This is a genomic window from Emticicia aquatica (assembly GCF_923079645.1).
Lineage (GTDB): Bacteria > Bacteroidota > Bacteroidia > Cytophagales > Spirosomataceae > Emticicia > Emticicia aquatica.
Genome location: NZ_CAKLPY010000001.1, coordinates 1,671,950 through 1,688,573, shown reverse-complemented (window position 1 = coordinate 1,688,573; position 16,624 = coordinate 1,671,950). Strand labels below are relative to the sequence as shown.

Below are 16,624 nucleotides of genomic sequence, written 5' to 3'. Positions count from 1 at the left end.
ATAGATTACATTAATATTTTTTGAAATAATCTTTTAAGACTTCTTCGCCAATTTTTCCTTGTGGGGTATATTTATCTCTAAATTCATATTTTTTCCCTTCTTTTTTTTCTCTTTTCATGGTTGGAAACCATTTCCAAACGAAACATCCTGCTAACCATTTTTCTTGCCACATTTCTTCAAAAAATGCTCGATAGGCATTGGCCTGTAAAACATCATTATCGGGGTGTTTTGAATAAGATTCCCAAGGTTTATGTGTAGTGAAATCAGTACTTTGATAACCCATTTCTGTAAAAAGTATAGGTTTTTGAATTTTCCTACTGAATTTTTCTAATTCGTTTTTGTGCTTTTCCCAACCGCTTCGGATAGTAGCTAAATCAGGAGATTTTTCATCAGTTAAAGGAAAATATCCATCGACACCGATGAAATCAAGTTCATTCCAAAATGGTACTTTATCATAACTATCCCAGTTTTCAGCATAAGTAAGTTTACCTTTATACACTTTTCGGATGTCTTTGATTATTTTATGCCAAAAATCAGGCCTTTTTTTAATAAAATTTTCAAATTCTGTAGCAATACAATACATTTCTGTATTTGTAGAATCTGCAACTTTAGCGAAATCTAACAAATATTCGCCAAAAGTTTTTTCAAAAACTAACCATTCTGCGTCGGTTTTAAAATCTAAATCTCCAGTAAATGAACTTGCGGCACTTTGTACCCAAGCGTGAGGTTTGAGCATCACTTTTAACCCTTTTTCATGAGCCATTTTAACACATTCAGCAACACCATGTGGAGATTCTCCCCACCAATGTCCATCAGAAGATTTATTGTACATAAAACTAGGATTTCCATCACGAGTAAATCCATAAGGAGTAAGTGCGACCCAACCTGCATTTATGTTTCTAATTGGTTCAAATTCATTGGCTTCGATTGGCATTGGAGGAGCAACGAAACAAACACCTTTCAGTTTTTGGTCTTCAAATATAACTGCCTGATTTTGACAACTAATTAAGTTGAAAGCCAAGAATGAATAAATAATTGCTATTTTAGAAAACATTTGAGATTGATTTTTGAAAAAAAATAATAATCTGCTATAAAATTGAGAAATTGTAAATAGTTTTGCAAATAAACTTTTAGGGTGATTTTTAGTACAAACTAAATCAACATCTGAACATTTTTGTTTACAATGACATTTGACGAATACTTAATTTCAAAAAAAATAGATTCAAAAAAATTTCATCAAGCCGAACCCGAACGCTTTGAGGAATGGAAGCTATTGTTTGGACAAATGCACGCTGAAAGTTTTACTTCTCATAAGAAATTTTTAATTAATCCAATAAGAAGAAAATACTTGTTAGCTCAATAAATAGTTTTTAAATTATCGAGACAAACTTTCATTGTCGATTATTCTACGCCATTCGTCTATACTTTTCTACCACTGGTAAATTATCGTAATCTTTTGGTACAAAATTTAGTTTTTAAAGCATAAATAAGCATTATTTTTGCATTAAAACAAGAATTCTTTAGAAATCTGCTGAAGACCAAAATTACATTTCAATCAAATATATAATGAAAAAACTAAATTTACTTTTACTTTTTATTTTAGGAACTTTTGCAGCCTCATTCGGACAAATGCCGGGTATGGGTGGTGGTGGTGGTATGAGAATGGGTGGCGGAAATTTCCCTGGAATGAATCAACAGCCACAAGTTCCACAAGACGAAATTCCACGTGGTTCGGCCAAAATTAGCGGAAAATTAATTGATTCTACTACAAATAAACCTGTTGAGTTTGCTTCTGTTGCAGTTTATGACAAAAATAATAAGGTTGTAGATGGAGCAATGACCGATTTGAATGGTGCTTTTACTGTAAAAAACCTCGCAAAAGGAACGTATAAGGTTGTAGGTACTTTTATTGGCTATAAAAATGCCGTGAAAGTAAATGTTGAAGTTGCGACCAATAAAGTTGAAGTCAACGTAGGTAATATGTTGATGGTTACTGATACAAAAATTTTAAGTGAAGTAACTGTTACGGGTCAAGCTTCATTAATCGAAGACAAAGTAGACCGTTTGGTTTATAATGCCGACAAAGATATTACGAGTAAAGGTGGGACTGCCGAAGATGTACTTAGAAAAGTTCCAATGTTGACGGTTGATATGGACGGAAACGTTCAAATGCGTGGTAGTGGCAATATCAAAGTGTTGATTAACAATAAGCCTTCAAGTATTTTAGCTAGTAATGTGGCTGATGCGATTAAGCAAATTCCTGCAGATATGATTAAACAAGTGGAGGTAATTACCTCACCATCAGCTAAATATGATGCAGAAGGAACGGCAGGAATTATTAATATCATTACAAAGAAAAATAATTTACAAGGTTTAACTGGTTTTTTGAATGCTGGTGCGGGTGTTCGTGGAGCAAATGCATTCGGAAATGTTAATTTTAAAAAGAAAAAATTAGGTATTGCTCTAAACTTTGGTTCAAATACTTCATACAATACGCCAAGTAGCGGTATCACAACTCGAAAAAACTCGGTTCGTGGTATTGAGACTTATCTTACACAGAAAGATTCAAGCAATGTAAAACGTTTGTTTGGTAATACACAATTAACGATAGATTATGATTTTAATCCTAAAAACTCTATTACTTTGAGTGCAAGATATGGCGTTGGAAATTTCAATACGACAGGCCCTCAAACAACAACTTTGAAAAGTGCAACCGATGCGATTATTATGCAATATGCTCAAAATGTAGCAAATATTCGTAATAATAACAGTATCGATGCTGATTTTAACTATACAAAAACTTTCAAAGAGCAAGGTCACGAGTTTACGTTTTTGGCTCAACACGGTAGAAATGTAAGAACAACCGACTTTACCACCAAAAGAAATAATAGTCCGTTTAATAAGAGTAATAACGATGGTATAAATGCTGAAACAACTCTCCAAACCGATTATACCTATCCTTTCAAGAAAAACATTTTTGAAGTTGGTGCTAAATACATCATTCGTAATGTAACAAGTGAGTTTGATTTCTTTAATTATGATACTCAGTCTGGTACTTATGTGATTCAGCCAAGCAGAACTAATAATTTTAATTATGACCAAAATGTTGCGGCCGTTTATTCAACTTTAACTATTTCTTTGCCTAAAAAATGGGGCTTAAAAATGGGCGTTCGTTACGAAAACACAAAGATTAATGCCAAATTTCAAACATCTGACAAGCCAACAACGATTGCACCTTACGATAATATAGTTCCAACTTTTACTGTTTCAAAAGATTTTCCGAAGAATCATAAAGTTAGATTTAGTTATGGACAACGTATTCAACGACCTTCTCTTGAATTTTTGAATCCTTTTGTGAATTACTCTGACCCACTGAATATTTCATACGGTAATCCATTGTTGAAACCTGAGCTAAGCCATAATTTTGAAGTTAATTATAGCACATTTTTCAAGGCAAATTCAATTAATTTTTCTGTATTTAGAAGATTTACGGATAACAATATTACAACAGTCAAAACTGTTAGCGAGCAGGGAGTAGTTACATCAACTTTTGATAATATTGGAAAAACTAATTTCTATGGGTCAAGTATATTCTTGAATCTTCAACCGACTAAAAAATTCAGAATCGGAGCAGGAACAAATATTACTAATAATTTGCTGAATGGCTCAATTGTGGTTCCTGTTTTGCAAACTGATAATACTTACAAAAATTCGGTTGTGGCTATTTCAAACAAAGGTTGGAATGCTAATTATAACTTTAATGCTTCATATTCTTTCAATAAAGGTTGGGGAGCTCAAGCTTTTGGATTTATTGGTAGCCGCCAGATTCAATTACAAGGTTATCAAGGAAGTTTTAGATTCTATAACTTAGGAGTTAAAAAAGACTTTACAAATAAAAAAGGAAGTTTCAATATTGGTCTTGATAATCCGTTTACCAAAACATTATCCATCAAAAGTTCTTCGGGCGACCCTACATTTTCAAGCTTAACAACACGTAATATTTATAACCGAGGTATTCGTTTTACACTTAGTTATATGTTTGGTAAGATGGATTTCAACGGTGGTAATATGTTCCGTAGCAAGAAAAAAGTTAGTAATGATGATGCCAAAGCAGGGGAAGGTGATGGTGGAACTACAACACAACAGCCAGCAACTGGAGGAAGACCGAGATAATTTCAACATAAAAAAATCAAAAAAGCCATGCTGATAAGTGTGGCTTTTTTGATGCCTAAAAAGAAACAAGTATTTTTGTTTAATCTTCCAATTACTCTTTATCGCTTAAATAACAACATGAAAAATTACTTGCGTTTCACCATCTTTTTATTAATGGTTGTCTTTTCTGAAAATTCCTTTTCACAAGTTGCAAAAGAAGACATTATCTTGAAAAAAAAACTACTTGAAACTTTAAACGGCTTTAATGGGGTTGTTGGTGTTTATGCCAAAAATTTTAAAACAAATAAATTCGTGGCTATAAATGCTGATACGATTTTTCCAACGGCAAGTATGGTGAAAATTCCAATAATGATTGGAACTTTTGATAAAATATTGAAAGGTGAATTGAAGTATGACCAAGAGTTAATCTACAAAGACTCGCTTGATTATGACGATGGAATTGTAGGTTCATTGAAAGATGGAGCGAAATTGCCCCTAAGTGAAGTGATGACATTGATGTGTACCGTTAGTGATAATACTGGAAGCTTGTGGTTGCAGGCTCTTGCTGGTGGAGGAAACCGCATTAATTCGATAATTGATTCATTGGGCTTTAAAAATACCAGAGTTAATTCTCGTACACCAGGAAGAGAAGTAAATAGAACTGAATATGGTTGGGGACAGACAACTCCAAGAGAAATGGCAGAAATTATGTCTATGCTTCGTGAAAAGAAAATTTTTACGCCAGCAGCATCTGATAGAATGTATAGAAATCTTGGACGACAGTATTGGGATGGCGAAGGGCTGTCGCAATTGCCAGAAAATATTAAAACTGGAAGCAAAAATGGAGCAGTGAATCGTTCTCGCTCGGAGGTTGTGTTTGTTCACGCACCGCATGGAGAATATGTTTATTGCATAATTACAAAAAAACAAAAAGATGAATCGTCGGAGAGAAGCAATGAAGGTTTTGAATTATTACGTAAGGTAGGTTCACTTTTATGGAATTATTATGAGCCCAAATCTAATTGGAAACCAGTTGAAGGTTACGAAAAATGGTAAATCTTCCTTGGAATAAAATACGAGAAAGAGTCAAATATTAAGACTTTTCTCGTATTTTGTTTGAAGCATTTTAAAACTTTACATTAAATCGGTTGCCTAATGTTTGTAAATCTTCAATTACTTTATCGTTTAATGGGATTCCGTTAGTTCTTCTTTCTTTTTCAAGTTCTCGTTCAGGGTCGCCTGGAATTAAAACAGGCTGATTATCAACGTGTTTGGCATTTCTGAAACGTTCAATCCAAGTATCCATGCTTGCTTTGAAATCCTCTTTTGGACGAAATCCATCAATTCTCATCGCTCCCAAAAAATGTCCTGTTCCTTTTCCAACTTGTTCTGCTGCCACACCATGAAAACCGGCCGTTGCAAAAGGAGGAACCCATGGTCCAAAATTAGCCCCAGATAAAACTCCCGAAAAAATATCAACAATTGCTCCTAATCCGTAGCCTTTATGACTGCCGTGTTCACGGTCGCCACCGAGCGGGAGTAATCCTCCGCCATTTTTGATGGCGTTTGCATCATCCGTATAATTGCCGTTGGCGTCTTGTACCCATCCGATTGGTGCTGAAAGACCTTTTCGTTGAAGAATTTCTAATTTTCCATAAGCAACCGCTGTTGTGGCAAAGTCCGCTACAAATGGTGGTTGATTTCCAGCAGGCACAGAAACCGCAATTGGATTTGTACCCAACATTTTTTCAATAGCAAAAGTTGGAACAACCAAAGGAGCAGAATTTGTCATTGCCCAACCAATCATATCGTGAGGTAAAGCCAACATAGAATGATAACCTGCAATGCCAAAATGATTAGAGTTTTGCACTGAAATCCAGCCTGAACCGTAGCGTTTTGCTTTTTTAATGGCAACATTCATGGCGTAAGGTGCCACAATAAGTCCAAGGCCTTTATCTCCATCAATGACAGCCGTAGAAGGAGTTTCGTGAATGATTTTTATTACAGGATTTGGGTTCAAACGACCATTGTCATACAAACGAACATATCCAACTAAACGAGCAGTTCCATGCGAATCTACACCACGCAAGTCGGCCGAAATCAATACATCTGCTGCTAATTTTGCATCTTTTTTTGGACAACCGATACTCAAAAAGATATTTTCAGTAAAACGACGGAGATTTTTTTCTTTAATCATAAATTCAGATGAAGGCTTCTAAAGCACCAAAAATTGAGGTAATAAATACTTCAAATAGACAAATCATTATTTTCGAGCAAATTACTCTAAATAATACAGGTAAAACAAAGTTTTTTTCTTAAAATTGTCTTTCTGATTGGATATTAACAATCCGTTCACACAATAAAATAAAGCCGCAACGTTTTTACAAAAACAAAAACAATCTTACTATGAAAATCTATTTGCAGTCACTGCTAACCTTATTTTATTCGAAAATATCACTTTTACATTCAACTTTGGGGCTTGGAGCTTTACTTTTAGGCTTTAATTTTCCGATTTTTTCCCAAAGTCAAGTGCGAACTGATGCAGAAAATCAGCATATTACGGTTTTTCTGAATCGAGCTCAGATTGATGCTCGAATAAAAACTTCAGTGCAGTCAGGTACAACTAAACTCATCATTGGTAATATTGCTACAACTGCCGACCCCAATAGTATTCAGATTGGTGGTAAAGGAGAAGTAGTAATTATGGGGGTAAAATTCAAGCAAAATTATTTGGGAAACAAAAAAAGAAGTGTTTTGGAAGATTCACTTAAAATAACCAAAAGCGAGCTTGAAGTGGTGGATGTTTTAGTGAAAGTTGCCGAAAATGAGAGAAGTATGCTTATGGCAAATTCAAATGTTAAGAATGAAAAAGACGGTGTTACGCCAGAAGATTTGAAAGAAATGATGGATTTTTTCCGAACAAAACTTACTGAAATCGGTACTCGTCAAATGCAATTAGTACGTCAATCTAAAGATTTGCAAGATAAAATCAACTGTTTTCAGCAACAACTCAATTCGCAAGGAACAAATGTTAATCAACCTGCGGGCGAAATAGAATTGACTGTTACAGCCAAAGCAAATGCTATTATTGAACTAAATTTAACATATATTGCCAATGGTGCGGGTTGGTCGCCAATATATGATATTAGAGCAAAAGATATAAAAAGTAATATTGATTTAGCATACCGTGCCAATGTTTTTCAAAATACAGGCATTGATTGGAAAAATGTTAAATTAACTTTATCAACAGCGAATCCAGCCGAAGGAGGTACAAAACCCGAATTGTCAGCTCAATTTGTAAATATTTATGAACCAATATTGATGCTAAACAAAAATTCACGAGCAATGAAATTTGAGGCACCCCAAGCGATGGCAATGGATGCCGCTCCCTTGCAAGAAGTAAGTACGACTGCCGCATTTGTAAATACTGTTCAAACCACTTTAGCTGTAAATTTTGATATTGCAATTCCATATAATATTAATTCAGGTGGAAATGCTGAAATGGTTGATATTCAAAATCATTCGTTACGTTCAAACTATAAATATTATACAGTTCCAAAATTTGATAAAGACGCATTTTTGACAGCAATTATTACTGATTGGGAAAAATACAATTTGCTTCCAGGAACAGCAAATGTTTATTTTGAAGGAACTTTTGTTGGTACAACCGATATTGCTGGCGGAGAAGCAAAAGATACACTATTGATTTCGATGGGAAGAGACAAGAAAATTATTTCAAAACGTGAGGTTGTTGAAGAATTTAAGTCGAGAAAAAATGTGGGCTCAAATATTCGTGAGTCGTTTGGTTATAGAATTACTCTTAGAAATATCAAAAATGAACCAATTTCAATTGTAATGGAAGACCAAGTACCTATTTCACAAGATAGTAGAATTGAAGTAGAGTTAGAAGATGCCAAAGGTGCAGATTTTAATCGAGAAACTGGAAAACTAACTTGGAACTTGACATTGCAACCACTCGAAAACAAAGAGATTTTATTGAAATACAATGTTAAATATCCAAAAGGAAAAAATATTCAAGGACTTTAAATAATTTGAATTCAAGATACGAGATTTGAGTAATAAATTGAATCTCGTATCTTGAATATAGAATCTTATAAAATGAACTTACAGCAAATCTGCCAACAAACAATCGAAGTTGCTCAAGAAGCAGGGTTATTTATTGCCCAAGAATCGGCCAAGTTTAATCGCTCTTCAGTCGAATACAAAGACGTTAATAATGTGGTTTCTTATGTGGATAAAGAAACAGAAAAATTGATTGTTACCCAATTACGGAAAATTGTTCCTGAAGCTGGTTTTATTACTGAAGAAGGTACAGCCGAAACATCCGATATGCAAGGACTAAATTGGATAATTGATCCGTTAGATGGTACTGCAAATTTTATTCATGGTTTACCAAATTATTCAGTCAGTTTGGCCTTAGCTCATGGAAAAGATTTGCTGGTTGGTGTTGTCTATAATGTTTGTACAAAAGAAGTTTTCTCGGCAACTAAAGGCGGCGGTGCTTTTAAAAATGGGGAAGAAATTCACGTTTCGCCAATTAAACATTTGGGAGAAAGTTTGTTTGCAACAGGTTTTCCATATTATAAATTTGAAAATCAAGACAAATATTTACTGATTTTGGAGTCATTAATGCAGAAAACACATGGACTTCGTAGAATGGGTTCGGCGGCAATAGATTTAGCCTATACAGCATGTGGTTATTTTGACGGTTTTTATGAATATAATCTCAATTCTTGGGATATGGCAGCAGGAATATTATTAGTCACTGAAGCGGGTGGGTTTGCATCTGATTTCTCAGGTGGTGATAATCATCTTTTTGGTGGAGATGTAGTAGTTGGTTCGGCTGTTCATTCGGAACTGTTAGCCGAAATTCAACGTTATTGGAAATAGTAAATAACTTACAAGTGAAGATGTAAATTTGAAACTTATTCAATATATATGAATATGGAAATATCGAGTATAGAACAGCTAAAATACCCAATTGGTGATTTTGAATATGGTAAAAAATATTCAAGTGCCGACACTCGTTCGCATATAAAAGTGTTAGATAAATTACCTCAAAGATTAAAAGCATTAACTTCAAAACTAACTGATAGTCAATTCGATACTCCTTACAGACCAGATGGTTGGACGGTTCGCCAGGTAGTTCATCATATTGCCGATAGTCATATCAATATGTTTACGCGTATTAGATTTGCTTTGACCGAGCAAAATCCACCAATTAAAGGGTATGACGAAGCAGCTTGGGCATTATTGCCTGACCACAGTATGCCAATTAAACCATCATTGCAGATAATCGAAGGAGTCCATAAAAGAATGGTTTTTTTGTTTAAAAACCTTGATAAAAAAGCTTTAAAAAAGACATATTATCATGGCGGTTATCAAAAATCTTTTGAAATTCAAGAAGTAATTGCCTTGTATGCTTGGCATTCGGAGCATCATTATCAACACATTATTCAAGCATTGAAATGATAGAAAATATTATTATCGGACTTGTTTTTTTAGGTGCTTTGTTTTATTTGGGAAATAATATTCGTAAGCAATTTTCAGCAAAATCATCGGGTTGTGCAGGATGTGGTGGAAATTGCAAGACAACTAATTTTGATTTTGTTGATTTGCCAGAAATTGAAAAGCAATAAAAAAAGGGCTTTAGAATTACTAAGGCCCTTTTTTTATTGCTTCACATAGGAGTAAAAGTTGCCTCATCAATAATTTTGTGGGCATGCTCTTTGCCCAAATATTTATCAATTATATTATGAGCAAAGTAAATTAATGGCGTAAGTAATATCGCAACTACAAATTTGTAAATATAATTATTAGTACCAGTCGTGAATACTTCGGTGAGTGTCCAATTTCCAAAAAGATAAAATGCAATAAAAACAACAACAAAACTATCAACAAGTTGAGAAATCAGCGTTGAACCCGTTGCTCTTAACCAAATCATTTTATTATTTGTGTATTTTCTCAACCAATGAAATACAGTTGCATCCAAGATTTGACCTACCAAAAAAGCAGTTATCGAACCTAAAATAATACCTAAACCTTGTCTAAAAATAATTCCGTAAGCATCGTCAATATTTAAAAAATTCCCAGCTTTATCTTTATTATTATGATTTACCCAAAAATCAGCAGGTGAAACAATTGTAGAAACATAAATAATAATAAATGAGTAAGCGATTAAAATAGCTGTTAAATACGATATTTTCTTGACGCCACTTTTACCAAAATATTCATTTATAATATCTGACGTAATAAAAACAAAAGGCCAATTTAAGACACCAGCCGACATATTAAAATTGAATTTTTGACCAAATAATGGAATTTGCAAGGGAGAAATGCCTAATGTGGCTTCTACTGAAAATATTTTTGCACCAATTACTTCCGCAACTACGGCATTAGTCAAAAAAATTCCGCACAAAATTAAGTAAAGCGTTTGTTTTTTATTTTTGATTGAATCAGCCATAAATGTAAGAAGGTTAAAATATGGATAACATTTTTAAAAGAATTAAACAATCATTCCGTCTTGCATAACTAATTTTCGGTCAGCCATATTAGCCAAATGTTCGTTGTGAGTAATAATAACAAATGTCTGATTGAATTGTTTCCTTAGTTCAAAAAACATTTGATGTAATTCTTCAGCATTTTTTGAGTCCAGATTCCCACTTGGCTCGTCGGCAAATACAACAGCAGGCGAATTAATTAGTGCCCTTGCTACTGCTATTCTTTGCTGTTCACCACCTGAAAGTTCAGAAGGAAAATGTTTTGCTCTGTCTTTTAAACCCAATAAATTCAATAATTCTTGGGCTTTTTTAGTTGTTTCTTCGTTGTCTTTTCTTCCAATCCAAGCTGGTAAACATACATTTTCGAGAGCCGTAAATTCGGGCATTAAGTTATGAAATTGAAAAATAAAACTAATTTTTTCATTTCTAAATTTAGCTAATTCCTTATCTTTCAGTGAACTATAATCTATACCGTTGAGTAATACTTCGCCCGAATCAGCTTTATCAAGTGTTCCCAAAATTTGTAATAAAGTTGTTTTTCCTGCTCCTGAGGCTCCCACAATAGAAATTACTTCTCCTTGCTTAATTTCTAAGTCGATACCTTTGAGAACTTGTAGATTTCCGTAGTTTTTTTTGATATTTTTTGCAATAAGCATATTATTTTTGTTTTATTCCTATAAATATTTTTTTGGTGGATTTTTGCTTAAATCTGATGTAAGTTTGTCAATTATTTATTTTGAAAATCATAGATAATTGTGCTTCAAGCAATACAACCACAGAATATTATAGCAATTTAGCAATTAACTGATAAATGATAATTGTTATTTCACTTTTGTTCACTAATTTAGCAAAAAATTTAAAACTTAAAAAAATCCTACTTTACATGAACGTTCACGAGTATCAAGGTAAAGAAATACTAAGCCGTTATGGTGTGCGAATTCAGCGAGGAATCGTAGCCGAAACGCCTGAGCAAGCAGTGGCTGCCTATCAGCAAATTGCCGAAATGACCAATTCTAAGTTTGCCGTTGTGAAATCACAAATTCACGCTGGTGGACGTGGTAAGGGAAGTATCGTAGGCACTGAGCAAAGAGGTGTACAATTAGCAAAATCTGCTGATGATGTACAACGCATTTCAACTAATTTGCTTGGAAATGTACTTGTAACTATCCAAACTGGAGCAGAAGGCAAGAAAGTAAATAAAGTATTGATTGCAGAAGATGCTTATTATCCTGGCGAAAGTGAGCCAAAAGAATATTACATGGGTATTTTGCTTGATAGAGCAAAAGGATGTAATGTAATTATGGCTTCGACTGAAGGTGGAATGGATATTGAGGAAGTTGCAGAGCATCATCCAGAAAAAATATTCAAAGAATGGATTGACCCACGCGTTGGATTACAAGCATTCCAAGCTCGTAAAATTGCCGATAAATTAGGTTTGACTGGCGTTGCAAACAAAGAAATGGTTAAATTCGTAAGTTCACTTTACCAAGCTTATGTTGAATCAGATTCTTCAATGTTTGAAATTAACCCTGTTCTTAAAACATCTGACAACAAAATTCTTGCTGTTGATGCTAAAGTTAACTTGGATGACAATGCTTTATATCGTCACTCAGATTTAGCCTCAATGCGTGATAAAGCTGAGGAAGACCCATTGGAAGTAGAAGCATCTGACAATGACCTTAACTATGTAAAACTTGATGGAAACGTTGGTTGTATGGTTAATGGTGCTGGTTTAGCAATGGCGACAATGGATATTATTAAATTGGCTGGTGGTGAACCCGCTAACTTTTTAGACGTAGGTGGTGGTGCAAATGCTAAAACTGTTGAAGCTGGTTTTAGAATTATCTTGAAAGACCCAAATGTAAAGGCAATTTTAATTAATATTTTTGGTGGTATTGTTCGTTGCGACCGTGTTGCGAATGGTGTTGTTGAAGCTTACAAGGCTATTGGCGAGATTCCAGTTCCAATTATTGTTCGTTTACAAGGAACAAATGCAGCAGAAGGTGCTAAAATTATTAATGACTCAGGCTTGAAAGTTTATTCAGCAATTGTTTTGAAAGAAGCAGCTGAATTAGTTGAGAAAGTATTAGAAAAATAGTTTCTGTTAAATAATTATAAAAAATGCCTGATAATTTATTTTATCAGGCATTTTTATGTTAAAATCAATCTTTGTGACCTTCCGCTGTTTTTTGGCAACAATCAGGCAATGCTGCGTGTGATTTTTGGTCTGCTATAACCTCGTCGGCATCATAACCTATTTTTGAAATTACCTCTTTTATTTTTTCTGGACTTGTTTTTTTAGTGTTATATTTAATGGTTACAACTTTATCGGTCAAATCTAAATTTGAGTTGATAATTCCTTTAGAAACGCCTAAATCTCTTTCTATGCGTTTTTTGCACATGCTGCATTTTGCAGAAGTTTTGATTTTGATTTCTGCATTTTTAGGTGGTTCGATAAATGACTGCCTGGCCATTACTAAATTGCTGATAGTCAATACAATAGTTAGCATTGTTGCGATTTTCTGTCTAATTGTTTTTTTCATTTTTTTATGATTTTATTAATTATTAATATGTTTTTGTGACAAATTTATTCTTTTAAGACAATTCCATTAGGTTGGCTGCCAACGATAATATCTTTGATTTTTGAGTGATTTAGAACGTCAATCACCGAAACAGAATTAGCCTTTTGATTAACAATAAATGCTTTTTTCTCATCTTTTGAGAAGCTAATTGAATGAGCATCATTTCCTGTTTCGATGTTTCCTTTCAAAGACCAAACATTGTTTTTTCGCTCAAAATAGGCAACAAAATTTTCGTTAGCTTGACAAATCCATAGTTCATTCATAAGTTGATTATAAACTACTTTTCCTGGTAAAAAATTTACGTCAATGTATTCAGTTGCCAAAAATGCTTTTGTATCAATAATATTAATCGACTTTGCTATTTTATTTTCAACATAAATTTTTCCATCATTTCCTGCCCAAACATTTGTTGGAAATTGGTCAACTTTAATTGTATTTACAATTTCTTTGGATACGGCATTAATCACATAAACAAAACTACTTTCACCCAATGCAACATAGCTATTTAGCCCATCTTTTGAAAAAACTACTTCACTTGGGTCAGCTCCCAATGCTATTTTATTTTTTAAAATACCTGTTTGAGTGTCAAAAACATACATTTCACCAGAATGAGTTGAAGTTGCTGACCAAATTTCTTTCCCATCAGGGCTAAAGGCTGCATTAAAATTGACATTTGGAAGTGCAATTTTTAACAACGTACTTCCTGTTTGGGCATCAATTATCGAAATGCCCCCTTTTTTGTCTGTTGCATTGTGCAATGCAGCGTGTCCAAGTATAAAATCATATTCTGGAATAGCTACTGCTAATTTTTTTCCATCGGGTGAAATACTTATATGGTGCGGAAAACGTCCTACATCGGTCAATTGGATAATTTTATTGACAGATAATTCATTCAAATTAATGATTGAAATATCATTACTTCCACCGTTTACTATATATGCCTTAGGATAATCAATTTCAATTGGTTCGGTTTTAATTATTTTTTTCTCTTTACATGATGAAAAAACAATAATCGTGGTAAAAAATATTAATATGTTTCTTGAGAAAATCATGGAAAAAACTACGTTTAAATTACTTTATAATATAAACGTTTTTAATTGGATTAAAGGTCTTGATTCATTTATTTTTTTAAATTCGCCCTCCTAATTTATACCTTGTTCCGAAGTAAATTACTCTACCAATCACTGGCCCCCAAGCACTTCCTGCATCAAAACGACTTCCAAATGGGTTTTCTGGTGTAACAATTGGAGCTTTTTGAGTGAAATTAGTTAAGTTTTCTCCACCTAAATATAAATCCCACCGTCTGAAAGAGCGACTTACTTGGGCATTTAGATTGATAAAAGCAGGTGCATATTGAATCGGCATTGATTCGTAACTTGTATGTAAGTATGCTGTCGATAAATTTGGAATCCTTCTTACGCCATTGTATTGTAAAGTTAAGTCATATTTCCATTTATCATAGGGTAGGGCATATCCAACATTGAACAAAATTCTATCTCGAGGAATAAACATTTTACGAACAGTGATTTCTTGATTTAAAGATTTGCCCAATGTTTGCCATACATCCGAATATCGATAGGCAATTTTGAATTCTAAACGATTTGCTGGAACAAGATTTAACTCAATTTGTGCAGAATTAGCATAATTTTGACCTTGAGAATTATAAAAATATAGAAAATTTGGATGCTCAGTATCGGCAATTAATTGATTTTGGAAATTGGTTCTAAAAACATCAAAAACTAAACTAGATTTACCAAAACTTCTAGTCATACTCAAACCATAATTCCATGAAATTTCAGGTTTTATTACCTCTAAAAATCTGATTGTTCGAGAACTGACTAAATTTCCAAAATATTCAGCAAATGGATTAGCAGTTCGAAATCCTCTTCCAACCGATAATCTAAGGGCCGTTTTTTCAGTTGGATTGAATAACACGTGCAATCGTGGAGTGAAAATTGGGCCATAAAGATTGTGAGCATCAAACCTTGTTCCTGTAACTGCTGTTAACTTATCGAGATATTTGTAAGTATATTCAAAGAAGGCACCAGGAACAATTTCGGTTCTTGCACTGGTAATATCCGCAAAAGTTTCATCATACTTATCATACAAAAAACTTAGTCCAGTTTTGTAAGAATGATTCGTATTGCCAAAAATATCTTGATAAATTAAATTTCCGTAAAGAGTTTTTTGATTGCCATTGTAAGGCCTAAAACCAAATTGCGATTTTGAATCGTGAATAATTCCATTTAAAATTAGGCCTAAGCCGCGATATGGCTTATTTTGATATAATTTGGCGGTTTTTGAAAAGAATTCCGCACGATTGGTTGTATTTGAGAATCGGTAAATTAGGTTATCTAATGATAACGGATTTTTATTTATTTGTCCGCCCAATCTTGTATCAAATAAATACTTAATACCAAATTGAGCAACCATTTTTTCAGATTCATATTTCCAACGATTCACAAAATTTGCCTGAGTATATTTTGGTAAATCATAGAAGTTATCGTTATTTTTATCAAGAGTTGTCTGCAAAGTTGAGCCATGTGTTAATAAAGCAACCGACCATTTTGATAAAGCCACTTCCCTTTTTTTCTTGAAAATATGAGCTAAATTTAAGTTGATTTCTCCTCGTCCTAAACTATTGACATAAGTATTTAGATATACTTTTTCTGCTAAATCTGGTTTTTGCAATTCAACATTTATCTGTCCAGTCATTGACTCGTAACCATTTACAACCGACCCAGCACCTTTTCCTACATCAATTGATTGAACCCAAGTTCCAGGAATATAATTTAGTCCAAAAGTACTTGCCAAACCTCGAAGCGAAGGGATATTTTCAACATTCATTTGTACGTAAGTTCCTGCTAAACCTAGTAGTTGAATTTGTTTTGCTCCAGTTACTGCATCAGCATAACTCACTGATACAGAAGCATTTGTCTCAAAACTTTCTGATAAATTACAACAAGCAGCTTTTGCCAAAGCCTTTGAAGTAATTATTTCGGTATGAATTGGTGAAAGCCTATCCATTGCAGTTGAACTACTACGAACAACAACTTCTTGTAATTGATTTTCAGATTTTAAAAAAATCTTCAAATCGGTTTCGTTGCTGATTGAAATAGTATCAGATTTATAGCCAACGAAACTGATTACTATTTTTTTTGCTTTCGAGCGAGCAATGCTAAATTTTCCATCAACATCAGTTGTGGTAGCTAATTTTGTTCCAAGCCAATTGACAGTTGCACCGACAATCGCTTCTTCTTTTCCATTGTTGTTGTCCAGAACAATTCCATTGACATTTTGAGCAAAAATATTGTTATTCATCAAAATGAAAAGAAGTAATATATAATACTGATTTTTTGAATTTTTCAT

Annotated in this window: 15 protein-coding genes; 8 read left to right on the top strand and 7 right to left on the bottom strand. The window is 33.6% G+C overall.

From position 1 onward, the window contains the following. Positions 1-10: 10 nt before the first annotated feature. Positions 11-1,054: a glycoside hydrolase family 113 gene (locus tag MJQ71_RS07285; protein ID WP_238805905.1), complete on the bottom strand. Its 1,044-nt coding sequence runs from the start codon at positions 1,052-1,054 to the stop codon at positions 11-13. Between the two features lie 129 nt (positions 1,055-1,183). Here MJQ71_RS07285 and MJQ71_RS07280 point away from each other — a divergent pair, with 129 nt between their 5' ends. From MJQ71_RS07280 to MJQ71_RS07270, 3 genes are all read left to right on the top strand, one after another. After that, a complete protein-coding gene (locus MJQ71_RS07280; protein ID WP_238805904.1) occupies positions 1,184-1,363 on the top strand; it encodes a hypothetical protein in 180 nt (59 codons plus the stop codon). Between the two features lie 203 nt (positions 1,364-1,566). Next, positions 1,567-4,173: a TonB-dependent receptor gene (locus MJQ71_RS07275; protein WP_238805903.1), complete on the top strand. Its 2,607-nt coding sequence runs from the start codon at positions 1,567-1,569 to the stop codon at positions 4,171-4,173. Positions 4,174-4,290: 117 nt separating this feature from the next. After that, a complete protein-coding gene (locus MJQ71_RS07270) occupies positions 4,291-5,208 on the top strand; it encodes a serine hydrolase (RefSeq protein ID WP_374759614.1) in 918 nt (305 codons plus the stop codon). A gap of 70 nt (positions 5,209-5,278) precedes the next feature. On the opposite strand, the gene MJQ71_RS07265 is transcribed toward MJQ71_RS07270, so the two are convergent. Then, positions 5,279-6,349, bottom strand: a complete 1,071-nt coding sequence (locus MJQ71_RS07265; protein WP_238805901.1) for an Ldh family oxidoreductase — start codon at positions 6,347-6,349, stop codon at positions 5,279-5,281. A 209-nt stretch (positions 6,350-6,558) separates the two neighbouring features. Between MJQ71_RS07265 and MJQ71_RS07260 the strand changes: the two genes are divergently transcribed. From MJQ71_RS07260 to MJQ71_RS07245, 4 genes are all read left to right on the top strand, one after another. Then, positions 6,559-8,199, top strand: coding sequence for a DUF4139 domain-containing protein (locus tag MJQ71_RS07260; RefSeq protein ID WP_238805900.1), 1,641 nt, complete (start codon positions 6,559-6,561; stop codon positions 8,197-8,199). A 72-nt stretch (positions 8,200-8,271) separates the two neighbouring features. Then, entirely contained in the window at positions 8,272-9,063 is a 792-nt protein-coding gene (locus tag MJQ71_RS07255) for an inositol monophosphatase family protein (protein ID WP_238805898.1), read from the top strand. A 54-nt stretch (positions 9,064-9,117) separates the two neighbouring features. Further along, on the top strand, positions 9,118-9,645 hold the full coding sequence (locus MJQ71_RS07250; RefSeq protein ID WP_310587521.1) for a YfiT family bacillithiol transferase: 528 nt from the start codon (positions 9,118-9,120) through the stop codon (positions 9,643-9,645). Beyond that, positions 9,642-9,812, top strand: a complete 171-nt coding sequence (locus MJQ71_RS07245; RefSeq protein ID WP_238805893.1) for a FeoB-associated Cys-rich membrane protein — start codon at positions 9,642-9,644, stop codon at positions 9,810-9,812. Before MJQ71_RS07250 ends, MJQ71_RS07245 begins: the two co-directional genes overlap by 4 nt. 41 nt (positions 9,813-9,853) lie before the next feature. Here MJQ71_RS07245 and MJQ71_RS07240 read toward each other — a convergent pair whose 3' ends face one another. Both MJQ71_RS07240 and MJQ71_RS07235 read right to left on the bottom strand, forming a co-directional pair. Beyond that, on the bottom strand, positions 9,854-10,636 hold the full coding sequence (locus MJQ71_RS07240) for a queuosine precursor transporter (RefSeq protein WP_238805892.1): 783 nt from the start codon (positions 10,634-10,636) through the stop codon (positions 9,854-9,856). A gap of 42 nt (positions 10,637-10,678) precedes the next feature. Continuing rightward, positions 10,679-11,329 (bottom strand): ABC transporter ATP-binding protein, encoded by a 651-nt coding sequence (locus MJQ71_RS07235; protein WP_238805890.1) that lies wholly within the window; start codon positions 11,327-11,329, stop codon positions 10,679-10,681. Positions 11,330-11,556: 227 nt separating this feature from the next. Here MJQ71_RS07235 and sucC point away from each other — a divergent pair, with 227 nt between their 5' ends. After that, entirely contained in the window at positions 11,557-12,771 is a 1,215-nt protein-coding gene (gene sucC / locus MJQ71_RS07230) for an ADP-forming succinate--CoA ligase subunit beta (protein ID WP_238805888.1), read from the top strand. Positions 12,772-12,835: 64 nt separating this feature from the next. Here sucC and MJQ71_RS07225 read toward each other — a convergent pair whose 3' ends face one another. The 3 genes from MJQ71_RS07225 to MJQ71_RS07215 form a co-directional block, all read right to left on the bottom strand. After that, on the bottom strand, positions 12,836-13,216 hold the full coding sequence (locus MJQ71_RS07225) for a heavy-metal-associated domain-containing protein (protein ID WP_238805886.1): 381 nt from the start codon (positions 13,214-13,216) through the stop codon (positions 12,836-12,838). Positions 13,217-13,260: 44 nt separating this feature from the next. Next, complete coding sequence (locus MJQ71_RS07220) at positions 13,261-14,307, bottom strand: YncE family protein (RefSeq protein WP_238805884.1); 1,047 nt, start codon at positions 14,305-14,307, stop codon at positions 13,261-13,263. A gap of 76 nt (positions 14,308-14,383) precedes the next feature. Beyond that, a complete protein-coding gene (locus MJQ71_RS07215) occupies positions 14,384-16,624 on the bottom strand; it encodes a TonB-dependent receptor (protein ID WP_238805881.1) in 2,241 nt (746 codons plus the stop codon).